This window comes from Thiogranum sp. (genome assembly GCF_058323355.1).
Genome location: NZ_JBTTIO010000044.1, coordinates 1 through 16570, shown reverse-complemented (window position 1 = coordinate 16570; position 16570 = coordinate 1). Strand labels below are relative to the sequence as shown.

The following is a 16570-nucleotide window of genomic DNA, read 5'->3' as shown; positions in this document are numbered from 1 at the left end:
CGCTATCAGCTACAAACGTCCGGAGCGGGAAATTCCCATCGCCAGCCGTAACGTAAACCACAACGCCAGTGCAAAACCGATCATGGCAGGCAGTGGCATGCCCCACAGACGTATACTCGATTCGACCTGCATCAACAGCGCACTGGCAATATAAAGACCCAGCGTCACCAGCGCCAGGGACAGACGGTTACTGCTACGGTCAAGGTGCTGCTCCAGATCCTTCAACCCGTGATGCTGAAGACGAACCTCCAGTCCCTGCTTGCGTACACGCCGCAACCACTTGCCCACTGAATTGGGGAAATCCTGTAGCACGATGCCGGCCTCATAGCCCAGACGGACCTTGCCGGTTTCCGTACGTTCTTTCATGGCGGCCTTTGCAATTGGTTCCGCCTGCCCTGCCAGTCCATCCAGCAGGTTGAAGTCCGGATCCAGGCTGCGCACGGTGGTTTCCATCAAAAACAGGGTGCGCATCAATATCAGCAGACTGCGCGGAAAGCGCACATCACGCCCCTGCCCCATGCGTATAATGCGCACAAAGGCCACGGCAAACGACCAGTCTTTCAGTGGCAGGCGGGCATAGTCATCGAGCAGCTTTTCAAGCCCCGCGCGATATGTCGCTTCATCGAGGTCGCCCGCCAGCACGCCAAGGTCCAGATAGGAATCCAGCAACCAGTCGGCATCCTGGCGAACAAAGGCCTGCATGAATGCCGCCAGATTGCGTCGGGTCTCACGATCCATGAACCCCACCAGGCCAAAGTCGTGAAAACAGATTCGGCCATCGTCCATAATAAACAGGTTGCCGGGATGCGGGTCACCATGGAACAGGCCCAGAATGAAGAACTGGTGCAGGTAGGCATCAACAAAGTTTTTGGCCAGCCGTGGGCCGTCTTCACGAATGGCAGGATCATCAACCCGGCGACCACTGCTGCATTCCTGCACCAACACAGACTCGGTCGAAAATTCCTCGAATACAGCCGGTATGTTCACGGTTTCCCAGTCCCGGAAAGCTTCGCGGAAACGCTGCATCGAACGTGCTTCCTGGATAAAATCCATTTCCTGTTGAAGCCCCTCATAGGCCTCGGCGATGATGTCCAGTAGTCGGTAACGACGCAGGAACGGCAATAACAGCAATACACCGCGAACAGCCGTGCGCAATAACCGGATATCCTGTGCTACCTGGCGTTTGATATCAGGACGACGTACTTTGACAATGACATCGGTACCGTCCCCGAGGCGCGCCCGGTGGACCTGGGCAATTGACGCAGAGGCCATCGGCTCTTCGTCAAACTCCGCAAACAGTTCAGTGGGTGGCGCCCCCAGGGCTGACGTTATTTCACGTACCGCGATTTCACCCGGGAATGGCGACACCCGGTCCTGCAGGCCTTCCAGCGCCTCGACGTATTCATCGGGCAACAAATCCCGCCGCAAGCCTATCCCCTGGCCAAGTTTGATAAATGTTGTTCCCAGCCGCTCGAGCAGCCGACTCAGGCGCTGAGCCGGAGACCCGGCATGGCGCAACAGGTGAAGGCGCACCAGCAACAGCCAGACCACATAATTCCACAACGATAAACTGATGCGGAAAAACCTGATAATACCCATTACCGTACCTCCCGAAACGTGAGTGCCCGGTGCAAATTGAACACAGTCACTATATTGTGCGTTATTATCCATACTATGACATTTATTATCCAAAGCCTGGATAGCCACGAACGCATGTCTGTGGATCAGCTATTCAAGCGCCCCATTGCAGAGAAAGTGCAGGCCACTGTCCCTGAACGTCCCGTCAGTGAAAAGGACCATCCGGCTGAAGAAGAAAAGAGGCCAAAACATAAACATCACGCACATTCAGCCACATCCGCCTACCAGGTCATTGAGAACCTGCCGAAAACAGTAACCGTCCTGTTCGCCGAACAGATCATGACAGCACCGGTAATCGCTTTACCACTCCAGTCAAGAATATCCAATGCCCTGGAAATCTTTCAGACCCGGGAATTCCGCCACCTGCCAGTCGTCACTGATGATAACAGACTGGCGGGCATCGTCTCGGACCGGGACATCATGCGTTACCTTGGAGGGTTTACCCGCGACTACCACCAGCAAATCCCCCACAAGACAAATGAACGCATAGAACAGATCATGCAACCACGCGTACTGGCAGCCAGCCCGAACACCGATGTGCGGTACATCGCTCGGCTGTTTGTTGAGCAGCATGTCGGTGCCATGCCAATCGTACTGGATGGCGAGTTGACAGGTATCGTTACACGCAGTGACATATTAAGCGCTGTTATGCGCCATTTCGTACTTGAGTTGTGGGCTTGATGCAGCACAGGTTTCCGGCTACACACTCACCCGTTCAGGAAGCCGCTGCACTGGAGCTTTAATGCGTTATCTACCCTTCGCCTTCATTATCATTCTTACACTGCTTGTTCCGGTAGCAGGAACCTTCTGGCACGAGGACTGGCACTGGGCATTATTGCTCATTCTTCCGCTCGCCATCCTGGGTATCTGGGACCTGGTCCAGACCCGGCATAACCTGCTGCGGAATTACCCGCTGATGGCCCATTTGCGCTGGATCTTCGAAGGCATCCGGCCTGAAATTCGCCAGTACCTGGTGGAAAGCGATACAGAAGCCATACCCTTCAGCCGGGAACAACGCTCACTGGTCTATGAACGCGCGAAAAACACGGTAAGCGTCCATCCCTTCGGAACCGACCTGGATGTTTATAATGAACAATACGCCTGGCTCAATCACTCTGTGTCTCCTTCCAGAACACGAGATTTCTGTTTCTGCATCAGGGTGGGCGGCAGCCACTGCGAAAAGCCCTATACGGCATCGGTGTACAACATTTCAGCCATGAGTTTTGGCGCACTTAGTGCCAATGCGATACGCGCACTTAACAAGGGTGCAAAGATGGGCGGGTTCGCACACGATACCGGCGAAGGCAGCATCAGCCGCTATCATCGCGAATTCGGCGGTGACCTGATCTGGGAAATCGGTACCGGCTACTTTGGCTGTCGCAATGCTGACGGGACATTCAATCCCGAGATGTTTGCCGAACAGGCCACCAGTGACCAGGTTAAAATGATTGAAATCAAATTATCACAAGGCGCCAAGCCCGGACACGGTGGTGTACTTCCCGGCAGCAAGGTCAGTGTGGAGATTGCTGCCGCCAGACATGTGCCTGTTGGTGAAGATTGCCTGTCACCACCGGGCCACAGCAGCTTTGACACGCCCGTTGAGCTGCTGGAATTTATCCAGCAGTTACGCACCCTGTCAGGTGGAAAGCCCGTCGGATTCAAGCTCAGCATTGGCCACCGCTGGGAATTCCTGGCCATCGTCAAGGCCATGCTGGAAACCGATATACTGCCCGACTTTATCGTTGTCGATGGCGCAGAGGGTGGCACAGGGGCCGCCCCGCTGGAATTTTCAGACCACCTGGGCACACCCCTGTATGAAGGACTACTGTTTGTGCATAACGCATTGTACGGCACCCGGCTGCGTGACCGCATCAAGATCGGCGCCAGCGGAAAAATTGTCACTGCCTTCGGTATGGTACGTGCCATGTCCCTGGGTGCAGACTGGTGCAATGCTGCACGCGGGTTCATGTTCGCACTGGGATGCATCCAGTCACGTAACTGCCACACCAACCGCTGCCCGGTTGGTGTCGCCACCCAGGACCCACGCCGGCAACGTGCCCTGGTCGTCGAAGACAAGGCGCAGCGCGTTTATAACTTCCACAGGAACACCCTGAAAGCCCTGGCGGAAGTCATCTCCGCCGCCGGCCTCGACCATCCCGGGCAACTCCGCCCCTACCACTTCTATCTCAGAACCGCATCGAATAGTGCAGTACCCGGCAACATGGCCCTGGACTTCCTTGAACAGGGCGAACTGCTGGAAGGCACGGAAAACCCGTTGTTTAAAATCAACTGGGCGCTTGCCCAGGCGCACTCCTTTGCGCCACTAAAACCGTTTCAGGCGTGATGGTGTCCTTGCCTGTAAAGGTCATCGCGCCTCAGTGGAACGGGTTGTAACTGGTGCTGACGACCTGCCAGGATCTGGTACAACCCAATGCTTCCTTCGTCAAAATAATAGGCACACCCGGCCATATACAGGCGCCACAACCTGTACGTGACCTCACTTGAACAGGCGACTGCCTTGTCACGCTGTGACTCCAGCGACTTGACCCAGTGGCGCAATGTCAGTGCGTAGTGCCGGCGCAGACACTCAACATCCAGCGGTTCAAAGCCGGCCTTCTCCATGGCGTCGCTCACATCGCTGATACGCGCCAGCTCGCCGTCCGGGAAAATATAGCGGTTCATGAAGCGCGTCAGCGGGGTACGCTGCCAGCCTGTCTCACTGGTAATACCGTGATTGAGGAACAGGCCGTCTGGTTTGAGCACCCGCCGGACGGTACCGAAATAGGTCGGGAAGTTCCTGACGCCGACGTGTTCAAACATACCGACACTGACGACGCGGTCGTACTGCGCATGTTCCGGAAGATCGCGGTAATCCAGCAACTCAAGACGCACCTGATTTTCCAGACCGGCTTCGCGCACCCGCTCCTGTGCCAGTTCCAGCTGTGCCTCACTCAGGGTGATGCCATGAACTTTCACACCATAATGCCGGGCTGCCCGGATCGCCAGAGCGCCCCAGCCGCAACCGATGTCCAGTAGCGTCTGGCCCGGTTCAAGGCGCAGCTTGCGGCACAGATAATCCAGCTTGTCCTGTTGGGCTTCGGCCAGCGTTTGACTGTTACTGCGAAAATACGCGCAGGAGTACACCATTTCGGGATCCAGCCACAGTCGATAGAAATCATTGCTGACGTCGTAATGGTGGGCAATACTGGCACGGGAATTCCGGTGCGCTGCCAACTTTGCCCGCCAGCTTCTTGCAACCCCGCGTCGTTTCAGTTTCGGCAAGCGAAAAGCCTGCTTCATGAGATGCAAGCGAGTAGCAACTGGCAGATCCAGGCTGACCAGGTAATCCTTCAGATCAAACAGGGATTCCATATTCCCTTCAACTTCAATCGCGCCACTCAGGTAGGTATCCGCAAGCCGCAAAAGATTACGGCGAAGGATCAGGTCGCGTAGTGCACCGGGTTCCCTGAAAACAAGCGTACAGGATGCGTCGGGGTTCCCCCGGGCAAGCGTACCGTCCCATAGCCTGACGGCAACATCACCCCGGTAATCCGCGAGCACCACTGAAACAATATCCGTACCGATCATCCCGGAGCCGTCGCGCGGCACGGTGGCCTGACTACCTGTCACCACGGCATCTTGTAAGGAATCGAATTTTTTCCTTGAGAACAGCATGTCATCACCTCCATTAAGGTTAGTCACAGACTTCGTGGTTACACTTCTCCTTGCGACGAATGTGGTAAACGGATTCCACCGGCAACACGGCTACAATGCCGTCACCGTCAAGGCCTGTATGCGCAACTTCCATAATGGCCTCGGCAACTTCCTCCGCCTTGTCTTTACCAATAAACACTTCGACACGGACGTACTCGCACATCCAGTCAGGTTGGTAGAAATTCGCATATTCACCGTAACCCTTGACCTTGGTGACACTGACGCCCGGTATGCCAATACTCCGCAGTTTGTCTTCCACTGCCTCAAGTTTGTCAGGTCGAAAGATGGCAGTTACTTTTCGAAAATTCATCAGGTATCTCCTTTGTCAGATACGCGCCTTGCGCAGACGTAGTGCGTTGGTAATGACCGACACTGAACTAAAACTCATCGCTGCAGCGGCGATGATGGGTGATAACAACAAACCAAAAACCGGGTACAGCACACCAGCGGCAACCGGTACACCCAGTGAGTTATAGATGAAGGCGAAAAACAGGTTCTGACGGATGTTGCGCATCACCCTGCGGCTCAGACGACGTGCACGTACAATGCCGCGCAAGTCACCCTTGACCAGCGTAACACCGGCGCTCTCCATTGCTACATCGGTGCCCGTCCCCATCGCGATACCCACGTGCGCCTGGGCCAGTGCCGGGGCATCGTTGATGCCGTCACCGGCCATGGCAACAATCCGGCCTTCATCCTGGAGTTTTTTCACAATGGCCGCCTTCTGGTCCGGCAGGACCTCCGCCTCGACCTGGTCGATATTCAGCTTGCTGGCAACGGCTTCTGCCGTGGTACGGCTGTCGCCCGTTAACATTACGATCCGCAGGCCTTCCTTGTGGAGGTCTTCAATGGCTTCCGGTGTGGATGCCTTGATCGGGTCGGCCACCCCGATAAGTCCGGCGGCCTTGCCATCAATTGCGACCAGCATCACGGTCTGCCCCTCGGCACGCCCTTCTTCCGCCAGTTGCGGCAACTCGGCCGGGTCTATGGACAGGCTTTCCAGCAACTTCAGGTTGCCCAGAGCCACGGACCTTCCTTCGACCTTGCCTGTCACACCCTTTCCTGTGACAGACTGGAAGTCATCGGTCGGCAACAACTCGACGCCCTTTTCCTCTGCACCACGAACAATGGCCTCCGCCAGTGGATGTTCACTGGCCCGCTCCAGGCTGGCGCCAAGGCGCAGAATATCGTGTTCCTTGAAACCATCGACCGCGACGATCGACACCAGTTGTGGCTTGCCTTCGGTCAAGGTGCCGGTCTTGTCGACGACCAGAGTATCGACCTTACGCATCACCTCCAGCGCCTCGGCGTTCTTGATCAGAACTCCCATCATTGCGCCCTTGCCCGTTCCGACCATGATCGACATGGGCGTCGCCAGCCCCAATGCACAAGGACAGGCAATAATCAGAACAGCAACGGAATTGATGACCGCGTAGGCCAGTGCCGGCTCGGGACCCCAGTTCCACCAGACGATAAAAGTAATGATTGCGATCAGTACCACAGCCGGCACAAAGTAGCCGGCAACCACATCCACCAGCTTCTGGATTGGCGCGCGGGATCGTTGTGCCTCGGCTACCATCTTGACAATCTGCGACAACAAGGTGTCGGTACCCACCTTTTCCGCACGCATCAACAGGCTACCGGTACCGTTTACCGTTGCACCAATCAGCTTTTCACCTGTTGTCTTCTCTACAGGGATGGGTTCGCCGGTAACCATGGATTCGTCGACGCTGCTTTCACCATCCACCACGGTGCCATCGACCGGGATTTTCTCACCCGGGCGCACCCTGAGAATATCACCGACCTTCACGTGTTCCATGGGAATATCTTCTTCCGTACCATCCTCGCGGACGATCCGGGCAGTCTTGGGCGCCAGCCCCAGTAACATTTTTATCGCCGCATTGGTCTGGCTGCGGGCACGGAGTTCAAGTACCTGCCCCAGCAGAACCAGGGCGGTAATAACAGCGGCGGCCTCAAAGTAAACCGGCACCACCCCCATTTCATTGAATACGGATTCCGGGAAGATACCGGGGAAGACCGTTCCCGCCACACTGTAAATCCAGGCGACCGCAACACCAATACCGATCAGGGTAAACATGTTGAGGTTGCGGGTAACGAGTGACTGCCAGCAACGCACGTAGAATATCCAGCCGCCCCACAGCACCACCGGCGTTGCCAGTATCATCTCTATCCACTGGCGAGTGTGAGGCGCAATGATTTCAGCCATGGCCTCGGGCCAGAACTCTGCTGCCATGGCGCTGATAAATACCGGGATAGCCAGCAGCGCACTGACCCAGAAGCGTTTGGTCATGTAATCCAGTTCGCTGGTGTCCTCTTCCACCTCTACGCTGCGTGGTTCCAGCGCCATACCACATTTCGGGCAACTGCCCGGGTGATCCTGCACAATCTCCGGGTGCATCGGGCAGGTGTACTCGGTTTTTGTCGCCGGCACCGCTACCGTCATGGGCTCCAGCGCCATACCACACTTGGGACAGGCCCCCGGCCCGGTCTGCTGTACTTCCGGGTGCATGGGGCAGGTGTAAAGTGAAGTATCGATATCACAGCTGTTGTCCGGACAGTAGCTACCTGCTCCGGCCTCTTCAGCTTCACGCTTTTCATCCGGGTGCAGGTACTTGTCAGGATCGGACTCAAACTTCCCGCGACACGAATCACTGCAGAACAGGTACTCCGTACCTTCATGCACATGTCGGTGCTCAGTCTCTTCGGTTACCGTCATACCACACACAGGGTCCGTTAACGGTTTCCCGCTATCTGATGACGCAATTTTATGTTCTGACATGGTGTTTCCTTTTATTTGTATTCACCCGATCTCACCTGGTGCGGTTATCCGCAATTCAGGCACTCACGTAATTCATGCTCTGTTGGCTGGCGACGAAACCTGACTTCACCATCTACCACCAGGTTCGGTGAATGGCGGATGTTGTATTTCTCCACCAGTTCCGGCTCGTCCTCGACATAGGCCAGCTTGTATTCAACACCCAGATCATCCAGCTCCCGGGCCAGGTTCTTGCAATGCGTACAATTTCTGGATGCGATTATCATTACGTCCATCTTTTATCTCCCGTGTTTTGTTCAAGAAGTTTGCTACAAGCTCAGTGCCTTTCTGTTGATTCCGGACTGTAATCCCCGGCAAACGATTCAATCAGATGACAGACCGAATGCCCGTCAGGGACACCGTCCGGCATATCTGACCACTGTGTCAGCGCCTGTTCCATCCGTGCCTGAAGCGCCATAAGTTCCTCCAGCTGGCGACGGTTTTCCTCAAGGCGGTGGTTGAGGATCTCGCGAACCCGGGGACAGGGCGACTTTCCCTGGTCCGAGTCATGCATGATTTCCCGGATTTCGCTCAGGGTATAGCCCAGGCGTTTTGCCTGCCGGATAAAACGTAACCAGCCTACTTCGCGGTGCTGATACAGGCGGTAGCCATTATCCGGGTTACGTTTCGGACGCAACAGGCCAAGACGCGTGTAGTAACGAACAGCATGGGGTGTTGCGCCACTGCGGTTTGCCAGGTCTGTAACAGTCAATGTGTACATAATTTCTCCGCTTATTTCACAATTGCCATTTGATGTCCCTCACCCGCCGGCAGGGGAATCTCTCCAAGTACTTTCAGCGTTTTCTGGTCTATCACCCAGATCTTCGGTTGCTTGCGGCTGGAGACGTAGAGCTTGTTGGTGCCGTGAATGGTATTCAGGTGATAGGGTGCAGGTGACAGACTTGTCTCACGAATAACCTTGCCTGTCTTCGTGTCCAGCGCGATGAGCTTGTTGCCCTGTTTGCTGCTGACGAACAGGGTCTTGCCGTCATCGCTGATATCCAGCCCGTGCAGGTTGTCACCAATCTTCCAGGTATCGGTCACCTTGCCCGTATCGATAGAGACGACAGAGACCTTCCCTGCGCGGGGATTGGTGACGAACAATCGCGTGCCATCTCCTGACAACACCATGTGTGTCGGGCCGGGGCCGGCCTCAAGTGTGCGCGTGACTTTCCAGGTTGCCACATCGATCTCACTGAGGGTCCCGTTGCCACTGTTGCTCACAAAAGCCCGTTTACCGTCAGGACTCACGACCGTGTAGTTCGGTGCAGGACCGGTGTTGACCGTTTTGATGATCTGGTTACTCTGCATGTCCAGCACGCTGATACCGCCGCGCGTCGGGTGGGTGGAAATCACATAGCGTCCGTCCGGTGTAATGGCCTCGTGGTGTGTCCAGCCGGCCACAGGAATGGTCAGCATGACATGCCCATGGGCCGGATGAATCAGTGTCAGCTTGCTATTGGGCATGTTGGCAGGCTGGCCAGCGGCGAGCGGTGTTTCCGTCAGGCTCCCTGCCACCAGATATTCTCCATCCGGCGTGGCAACCAGCCCGTGCGGATTCTCGACCCCGGTGAAAGTTGCCGTGATCTTATCGTTGGCTGCATCGACCTCGATGACCTGATTTCCCGAGCCGAGCGGGATATAGACCGTTGGCGCAGCCATAGAAGAAGTCGCAGCGAAAACCAGTGCAACAAAAAATGAGCTGATCATGTATTTCATGTAAACCTCCCGGATTGTTGAGTTTGACTCTACAACCTGTACCTTAGGCACAGGTCAAGGTATTTCTAACAATCGGCTTCATCCCGAAGGACGGGGTCGTGGTCTGAAAAAGATCGACCACACATGTGACGGCTGACCGTCGTCTGGAGGGAACTACATTATAGGAGGCGGTGATTCGGGAGGGACGCTTAAATCGCTGTAACTGTCCTGAAAGCGTATGTCCAGGTGACTACGGCTCATGACAGGGAATTTAACTACACCTGGCAAAAGCGCCGTGAGTGATGACACGACGGAGTGCTGGCACCCGCCCGTACCCATTGAGGTGCAATCATCGACCTGACAGATACAGGGCATACCCTCCGCCGAAGCGCGTTGCATTTCAACCGGCGTCGACTGTGGTGAAGCATGCTCGCAGGGTACGGTGTCGACAGGCGGCACCGACAGTGAACCCGCTGCCGGCACAGTTGCCAGGGCGACGGCCACCGGCGCGACAACCATACCCGCCAGCAACAGAACTTTCAGGAATGTCTGGATAACCGATTTCATACCAGATTCAGGTCGCCTCCTCTGTTTCCATCTTTCATCCAGTCTGCCTTGATGATGTGTCAGATCTCTCTGTTAAACCTAGCACAAACATCCAGACTTATCAGTAATGTCCGATTGACCCAGGTCAACAAGCCCGGTGTTGGCCTGCCACAGAAGACCACACCAGAACGCATTTGTTCCCTGCCGGGACAGCCGCACACTACGCCATATTTTCTGTCTTCTCTGTCACCTGGGTTACATCGCATTTTCAACCGTCAAGGTAACGTTCATTACAACGGAAAGGAAAGTTTAACCGGGAGAAAACGATGAAAAATCCACGAAACCAGGACCCGTTTGACGTACTCAGTGAAGTCTACGAAAAAATGTATGAGCGTGCCGCGGCAGGTTTCCACCAGGCGGAAGAAAAAACCATCCCCTTCCTGCACAAGCTGATTGATGAGGCCAGGGAAAAAGCCGTTGAACTGAAAGAAGTCTCTGCCGAAGACGCCGAGAAGCTGGCCGACTGGCTGAAACGCGACATGAGCGAGGCCTATTCCTACCTGGCAGAAACCGGTCATGAACTGAAGGACTGGCTGGGCTTCGAAACCACCCTGGTAGAAAGCGGGATTGTAGATTTTCTGCTGAAGGCAGCCGACACAACGACTGTCAAGCTACTGGAATTAAAAGAAAATGCCCGCAAGGCATCCATGTACCATACCGGAGAAATAACCGGGCCAGGCACCCTGACCTGCGACAATTGTGGGGAAAAACTGCATTTTTACAAAGCTGGTCGGGTACCGCCCTGCCCCAAATGCCACGCTACTGATTTCCATCGCTAGCGTGTGTTTCATCCGCCTTCAGACACCCGACCAGAACCTTCAGCGGCAGTCGGGTGGCTGCTTGCCAGTCGCGCCAAACAGGCTATCCACCGCCTGCGTAACCGCATCGGCATAAGGAATCAGCACCCGGTCGGCACCGGCCTGCTCCAACTGCTCGGCATCGGGTGTCGTGTGAGCCGTAACCGCCACACGCCCTTTATAATCATGGTCGCGCAGACCGTGTAGCAACGAGAGATTGACGGACGTTTCCCGTACACTACTCAACACCCAGCGTACCTTCTCGAGTGGCAGGCTGGTGAGAAATTCCGGATCTTCAGCATCGCCGTAGCGTACTGCATAACCAAGCCCTTCCTGCCGGCGCACCAGGTCGGGATCGAAATCCACGCCGAGCACCCGGTAGCCCCGTTGCCGCAGTTCCCGTGCAATCCCGGCGCCGAACCGACCCAGACCGAACAGGATGACATCGACTCCGCTTTCTTCTGTATTCATATCCTGTACCGCTTCCCGGTACGCCTGTTTACGCTCGAATACACCCAGCCAGGGGGACATCTTCTCGTAGAGGGGGTGGGAGTACAGGATCATGTAGGTGGAAGCACTAATGGTGATCAACCCCACCAGGGTGATGAGGCCCATGGTTTCGGCATCGATATGACCCAGGCTCAGGCCCAACGCCCCCAGGATCAGGGAGAATTCGCTGATCTGGGCCACCGTCAGACCGGCCAGAAACCCGGTGCGCTTTCGGTAACCCATGATACCCAGGATGATCATGACGATTAACGGGTTACCGATAAGCACGAACAGCGAAAGAACAATGGCCGGCAGCACCTGTGCGCCGAGTGCTGCCAGTTCCAGTCCGGCACCCAGATCGATGAAGAAGAACAGCAGCAGAAAATCCCGCAGACTCACCAGGCGCGCACCGATAGCGTGGCGGTAAGGCGTGGAGGCCAGCGATACACCGGCGAGAAAAGCGCCCACCTCCGTGCTAAAACCCAGAGACTCTCCCGCCGCACCTAATGCCACTGCCCAGGCAATGGCGAACAGCACCAGCAGTTCCCGTGAACGGGCCAACTGGTGCAGCATCGGCGTCAACACGTAGCGCATCAACAACCCGATGACAACGATGAACAGGCCACCCTTGACCAGCACCTCAATCGCCTCTCGACCCAGACTTGCGGTATTACCGGCCTCGCCCAGTGCGGTCAGACCAATCATCACCAGCACCACCACGATATCCTGGACGATGAGGAAGCCGATGGCGATGCGCCCGTGCAGCGCGTCCACCTCGCGCTTGTCGGACAGCAGCTTGACGATAATAATGGTGCTGGAGAAGGTCAGCGCCACCGCCACATAGAGGGCGGCTACCGGGGACAAGCCCAGGGCGATGGCCAAAAGGTAGCCAACAACGGAGGTAAAGAAGACCTGCCCCAGCCCGGTGGCCAGTGCCACCGAACCCATGGTACGGATGATATGCAGATCCAGCTTGAGCCCCACCACGAACAACAGCAGCGCGATACCCAGTTTGGCCAGCAAATTGACCTGGTCGTTAGCCGACACCCAGCCGAGTACAGACGGCCCCACCAGGATGCCTACCGCGATGAAGGCGACGATCAGCGGCTGGCGCAGCCGTACACCAATAGCACCAATGACGGCGGCTACCAACAGCAGCACTGCTATTTCAGTAAACACGTCAGCGAAAATCGGGACCATGATTCAGTTACTCTCTCTGGATCCACTCCTGCACCATTACCCGGTTCCGTTACCCGCTATTCATCGGCAAACAGTGACTCCCGGGCTGTCTCCATCACTGCAGAGACCACCGGATGCGTCACCCGGCGCTCAACGGATATAGCATAGAAATGCTCTTTCACCTCATCGAGCCGGCCAATCGCAGTCACCTCATACTGCCATTCCACCTCTGCCTCGATGACCGCAGGCGCGATAAAGATTCCCGCACCTTCCTGCCCAAACGCCTTCATCAGTGCACTGTCATCAAACTCGGCAATAATCCACGGATGGAGGCGATGTTTGTCCAGCCACTGATCAATCCCGGATCGCAGCTGGGTACCACTACCAGGCAACAACAGTGGCGCACCATCCAGGCAACCGGGGAAACCACCTGTTAGCTTTTTCTCCAGTTTTTCTGTGGCAAAAAAGCTGATCGCGCACTCGCCAAGCTTGTGACTGAACCCCCGTGTACTGACCGTGGATGGAATAGGACGGTCGGCCAGTACCAGGTCAAGCCGGTGTACGGCCAGTTCCGCCAACAGCATATCGAGACTCGCCTCGCGGCAGATCATGCGTACCGGCTCCGTCATCTGCAGTGCGGGTTCAAGGATACGATGGGTGATGGACTTGGGCAGAACATCGACCACGCCCACCCTGAACAGCTGGGGACGACCTTCCGGCAACTGATGAATCACCTCTTCCAGCTCACCGCCCAGCGAGAAGATTTCATCAGCATAGCTCAATACCAGCCGCCCGGTCTCGGTAAGTTCCAGGTTGCGTCCGACCCGGGTAAACAGCTCTACCCCAAGATGCTCCTCCAGCAGGCTCAGTTGTCCGCTGATCGTTTGCGGTGTCAGGTTCAGCCGCTCACTGGCCCGGGCGACGCCACCCTCCCTGGCCACCGCCCCGAAATAGTGCAGATGCTTATAGTTAACCATCGGCTCACCGTTGCTTCGTAAATTACGAATAGTATGTAAATAATAATCGACTTTTCAAGACAATCAAACCCGCCCAGTATAACTGCCTATCAAGCATCAACCGCATTGCAACGGAGAACTCAATGCAGATTGACATACAGGCACGCGATTTTTCCCTGACCGATGCCCTGCGCAGCCATGCCGAACGGCGGCTGCGTTTCGCCCTGACCTGCTGTGACAATCACATTCAGCGAATTGTGATGCGGCTATCCGACATCAACGGCCCACGCGGCGGTGCGGACAAACGCTGTCACTTGCGGGTGGTGCTGGCCGGTTTGCCCGACGTGGTGGTCGAAGATATCGAGGCCGACTTGTACGTCGCCATTGACCGTGCGACTGATCGCGCCGGGCGTACCCTGGTGCGCAGGATTGAGCGCCGCCAATCTCTGCTCAGGCAGGGCGGACGACCACTGGGTTCGGATACGCAACTGTCAGACTAACCCGTTAACAAACCGAATAGAGGACATCAACCATGAACAACCCGGTCACATTCACTGCGAACCGAAGCCAAACCACTACGCTCGCCACCAACAAAGTCATCCGCAATACCTATACCTTGCTGTCCATGACCCTGCTGTTCAGTGCGCTGACTGCCGGGGTGTCGATGACGCTGAACCTGCCCCATCCCGGTCTATTACTCACCCTTGGCGGATACTTTGGCCTGCTGTTCGCCACCACCAGATTCCGCAATAGCAGCCTGGGACTCGCTTTTGTGTTCGCCCTGACCGGCTTTATGGGCTACACCCTCGGACCGATTCTTAATGCCTACCTGGCCCTGCCCAACGGTGGCCAGGTAGTGATGACCGCCATGGGCGCCACCGGCGCCATTTTCCTCGGTCTGTCAGGTTATGCACTCGCCAGCCGCAAGGACTTCAGCTTTATGGGCAGCTTCCTGATGGTCGGCATCCTGGTGGCCTTTCTGGCCGGGCTGGGCGCGGTATTTTTTGAAATGCCCGGCCTGTCACTCGCAGTGTCTTCCATGTTCGTGCTGCTGATGGCCGGATTGATCCTGTACCAGACCAGCGCGATCATTCACGGCGGTGAAACTAACTACATTATGGCCACTGTCACACTGTACGTTTCCATCTTCAACCTGTTTACCAGCCTGTTGCACCTGCTGGGTTTTATGAATGGTGAAGAATGAGGTCTCGCCCAACGCAAGAGGATAGCGATATGACGCACCTGACCACACTTGATGAACTCAAACAACACGTCAGCCTGAAGGTAAGCCACAATGCCACTTGTTGATATGAAAGATATGCTCAACCACGCCTACCATCACGGCTACGCGGTAGGTGCCTTTGACCTGGTGAGCCTGGATTTTCTGGAAGGCATCATGCTGGCTGCGGAACGAACCCGTGCGCCGGTTATCCTGAGCCTTGCAGAATCCCACTTTGAATACTTCGATTTTGAACTGGTCATGCCCGCGGTGGAGGCTGCCGCGAGACGTGCCTCGGTGCCGGTAGCCATTCATCTCGATCATGGCGCCAGCCTGGTGTCAGCGATAGCAGCGATCAACCATGGCTGTAACGGGGTCATGGTAGATGACTCCAGCGAGCCATTGTCGATCAATATACAAACCACACGCGCTGTGGTCGACATGGCACATGCCTGCGGTGTACCAGTAGAGGGTGAACTGGGTTATGTGCCAGGTGTGGAAGGCGAGGACGCAGAACGCCACCCCGGTGAAATCGCCTACACCACGCCTGAAGAGGCCAGCAGCTACGTGGAGCAAACCGGCGTGGATTTTCTCGCCGTCTCCATCGGCACCGTGCATGGCCGAATGCAAGGCAAACCAAAGCTGGATTTCCAGCGCCTGAAACAAATCAACGAAGCACTGGCTATCCCGCTGGTGATTCACGGCGGCACGGGGCTTTCCGACAATCAGTTTCACCAGCTGATTGCCAACGGCGTGGCCAAGATCAATTACTACACGGCACTGTCGGATGCAGCAGCAAGGCAAATTAATGAAAACGCCAGGGCAGCTTCAGGCAATGGTTATACCGGCCTGGTAAAGAATATCCGCAGCGCTGTTGCCACCGAAGCAGAACGCTGCATGCACCTTTGGGGAGCTGCGGGCCGTGCCGACGAAGTACTATCGAGCTGCCGACCCTGGATGCCTGTGGAGCATTTGATCATCTACAACGCCCATGACATTAGCAAGGCTGATACAGAAACCATGATGGCCGAAGGCCGCCGGGTCCTCTCTGCTATTCCGGGTGTACGCGAAGTCGTCACAGGTGAAGCCGTGCAGAAAGATGCAAAGTACCGTTACACATGGTTGGTACGTTTCTGTCATGCAGCAGTGATCAATAGCTACCGCGAACACCCCGACCACGTGGCTTTTGCCAACAACCTGTTCCGGCCGGTAGCGGGTGAGCGTATCAGTATCGATTATCAAACTGTCGCGTCGGCAACGATCCACCATAACCTATGACAATGGTCGCGAATTCGCTGACCATGAAGGCATGGCCCGTGACCTTGATGCCCGTATCTATTTCGCGCATCCTTATGCCTCCTGGGAGCGTGGATTGAACGAGAATACCAATGGCCTCATCCGGCAATACTTTCCGAAAGACCGGGACCTGACAACCGTG

The 16570-nt window shown here is 56.0% G+C and carries 15 protein-coding genes and 1 pseudogene; 7 read left to right on the top strand and 9 right to left on the bottom strand.

Features of this window, described 5'->3' with window-relative positions; genetic code table 11:
* Window positions 1-9: 9 nt before the first annotated feature.
* The gene (locus ACW81B_RS06455; protein ID WP_491579395.1) at window positions 10-1599 is read right to left on the bottom strand and encodes an ABC1 kinase family protein; all 1590 of its coding nucleotides are present in this window, start codon (window positions 1597-1599) and stop codon (window positions 10-12) included.
* 75 nt (window positions 1600-1674) lie between these two features.
* Here ACW81B_RS06455 and ACW81B_RS06450 point away from each other — a divergent pair, with 75 nt between their 5' ends.
* Both ACW81B_RS06450 and ACW81B_RS06445 read left to right on the top strand, forming a co-directional pair.
* A complete protein-coding gene (locus tag ACW81B_RS06450) occupies window positions 1675-2319 on the top strand; it encodes a CBS domain-containing protein (protein WP_491579394.1) in 645 nt (214 codons plus the stop codon).
* A 61-nt stretch (window positions 2320-2380) separates the two neighbouring features.
* A complete protein-coding gene (locus ACW81B_RS06445; protein WP_491579393.1) occupies window positions 2381-3982 on the top strand; it encodes an FMN-binding glutamate synthase family protein in 1602 nt (533 codons plus the stop codon).
* Here the strand turns inward: ACW81B_RS06445 and ACW81B_RS06440 are convergent.
* The 6 genes from ACW81B_RS06440 to ACW81B_RS06415 form a co-directional block, all read right to left on the bottom strand.
* A complete protein-coding gene (locus ACW81B_RS06440) occupies window positions 3973-5268 on the bottom strand; it encodes a class I SAM-dependent methyltransferase (RefSeq protein ID WP_491579392.1) in 1296 nt (431 codons plus the stop codon). The two genes, ACW81B_RS06445 and ACW81B_RS06440, sit on opposite strands and share 10 nt — an antisense overlap.
* 64 nt (window positions 5269-5332) lie before the next feature.
* Window positions 5333-5662 carry a P-II family nitrogen regulator gene (locus ACW81B_RS06435; protein WP_491579391.1) on the bottom strand — a complete coding sequence of 110 codons (330 nt, stop codon included), beginning with the start codon at window positions 5660-5662 and terminating at the stop codon, window positions 5333-5335.
* Window positions 5663-5677: 15 nt separating this feature from the next.
* Window positions 5678-8152 (bottom strand): heavy metal translocating P-type ATPase, encoded by a 2475-nt coding sequence (locus tag ACW81B_RS06430; protein WP_491579390.1) that lies wholly within the window; start codon window positions 8150-8152, stop codon window positions 5678-5680.
* A 44-nt stretch (window positions 8153-8196) separates the two neighbouring features.
* Window positions 8197-8424, bottom strand: coding sequence for a thioredoxin family protein (locus ACW81B_RS06425; protein WP_491579389.1), 228 nt, complete (start codon window positions 8422-8424; stop codon window positions 8197-8199).
* 41 nt (window positions 8425-8465) lie between these two features.
* Window positions 8466-8909 carry a MerR family transcriptional regulator gene (locus tag ACW81B_RS06420; RefSeq protein ID WP_491579388.1) on the bottom strand — a complete coding sequence of 148 codons (444 nt, stop codon included), beginning with the start codon at window positions 8907-8909 and terminating at the stop codon, window positions 8466-8468.
* An 11-nt stretch (window positions 8910-8920) separates the two neighbouring features.
* Entirely contained in the window at window positions 8921-9907 is a 987-nt protein-coding gene (locus ACW81B_RS06415) for a YncE family protein (protein WP_491579387.1), read from the bottom strand.
* Window positions 9908-10758: 851 nt separating this feature from the next.
* On the opposite strand from ACW81B_RS06415, the gene ACW81B_RS06410 reads away from it, so the two are divergent.
* Entirely contained in the window at window positions 10759-11271 is a 513-nt protein-coding gene (locus tag ACW81B_RS06410) for a zinc ribbon-containing protein (RefSeq protein WP_491579386.1), read from the top strand.
* Window positions 11272-11310: 39 nt separating this feature from the next.
* Here the strand turns inward: ACW81B_RS06410 and ACW81B_RS06405 are convergent, their stop codons facing one another.
* Window positions 11311-12978, bottom strand: coding sequence for a cation:proton antiporter (locus ACW81B_RS06405; RefSeq protein WP_491579385.1), 1668 nt, complete (start codon window positions 12976-12978; stop codon window positions 11311-11313).
* A gap of 56 nt (window positions 12979-13034) precedes the next feature.
* A complete protein-coding gene (gene nhaR, locus ACW81B_RS06400; protein WP_491579384.1) occupies window positions 13035-13934 on the bottom strand; it encodes a transcriptional activator NhaR in 900 nt (299 codons plus the stop codon).
* A 122-nt stretch (window positions 13935-14056) separates the two neighbouring features.
* Between nhaR and ACW81B_RS06395 the strand changes: the two genes are divergently transcribed.
* The 4 genes and pseudogenes from ACW81B_RS06395 to ACW81B_RS06380 all read left to right on the top strand — a co-directional run.
* Window positions 14057-14413: an HPF/RaiA family ribosome-associated protein gene (locus tag ACW81B_RS06395; protein ID WP_491579383.1), complete on the top strand. Its 357-nt coding sequence runs from the start codon at window positions 14057-14059 to the stop codon at window positions 14411-14413.
* 32 nt (window positions 14414-14445) lie between these two features.
* Window positions 14446-15117, top strand: coding sequence for a Bax inhibitor-1/YccA family protein (locus ACW81B_RS06390; protein WP_491579382.1), 672 nt, complete (start codon window positions 14446-14448; stop codon window positions 15115-15117).
* A 90-nt stretch (window positions 15118-15207) separates the two neighbouring features.
* The gene (locus ACW81B_RS06385; protein WP_491579381.1) at window positions 15208-16410 is read left to right on the top strand and encodes a ketose-bisphosphate aldolase; all 1203 of its coding nucleotides are present in this window, start codon (window positions 15208-15210) and stop codon (window positions 16408-16410) included.
* Window positions 16397-16570: pseudogene (locus ACW81B_RS06380) on the top strand (IS30 family transposase); the annotation flags it as partial. The gene ACW81B_RS06385 and the pseudogene ACW81B_RS06380, both read left to right, overlap by 14 nt.

Bases quoted from the DNA above. Each gene is read 5' to 3' on its own strand.
- ACW81B_RS06415 (WP_491579387.1), bottom strand. From the start codon at position 9,907: ATGAAATACATGATCAGCTCATTTTTTGTTGCACTGGTTTTCGCTGCG.
- ACW81B_RS06410 (WP_491579386.1), top strand. From the start codon at position 10,759: ATGAAAAATCCACGAAACCAGGACCCGTTTGACGTACTCAGTGAAGTC.
- ACW81B_RS06395 (WP_491579383.1), top strand. From the start codon at position 14,057: ATGCAGATTGACATACAGGCACGCGATTTTTCCCTGACCGATGCCCTG.
- ACW81B_RS06405 (WP_491579385.1), bottom strand. From the start codon at position 12,978: ATGGTCCCGATTTTCGCTGACGTGTTTACTGAAATAGCAGTGCTGCTG.
- ACW81B_RS06450 (WP_491579394.1), top strand. From the start codon at position 1,675: ATGACATTTATTATCCAAAGCCTGGATAGCCACGAACGCATGTCTGTG.
- ACW81B_RS06390 (WP_491579382.1), top strand. From the start codon at position 14,446: ATGAACAACCCGGTCACATTCACTGCGAACCGAAGCCAAACCACTACG.
- ACW81B_RS06420 (WP_491579388.1), bottom strand. From the start codon at position 8,909: ATGTACACATTGACTGTTACAGACCTGGCAAACCGCAGTGGCGCAACA.
- ACW81B_RS06430 (WP_491579390.1), bottom strand. From the start codon at position 8,152: ATGTCAGAACATAAAATTGCGTCATCAGATAGCGGGAAACCGTTAACG.
- ACW81B_RS06435 (WP_491579391.1), bottom strand. From the start codon at position 5,662: ATGAATTTTCGAAAAGTAACTGCCATCTTTCGACCTGACAAACTTGAG.
- ACW81B_RS06385 (WP_491579381.1), top strand. From the start codon at position 15,208: ATGCCACTTGTTGATATGAAAGATATGCTCAACCACGCCTACCATCAC.
- ACW81B_RS06445 (WP_491579393.1), top strand. From the start codon at position 2,381: ATGCGTTATCTACCCTTCGCCTTCATTATCATTCTTACACTGCTTGTT.
- nhaR (WP_491579384.1), bottom strand. From the start codon at position 13,934: ATGGTTAACTATAAGCATCTGCACTATTTCGGGGCGGTGGCCAGGGAG.
- ACW81B_RS06455 (WP_491579395.1), bottom strand. From the start codon at position 1,599: ATGGGTATTATCAGGTTTTTCCGCATCAGTTTATCGTTGTGGAATTAT.
- ACW81B_RS06425 (WP_491579389.1), bottom strand. From the start codon at position 8,424: ATGGACGTAATGATAATCGCATCCAGAAATTGTACGCATTGCAAGAAC.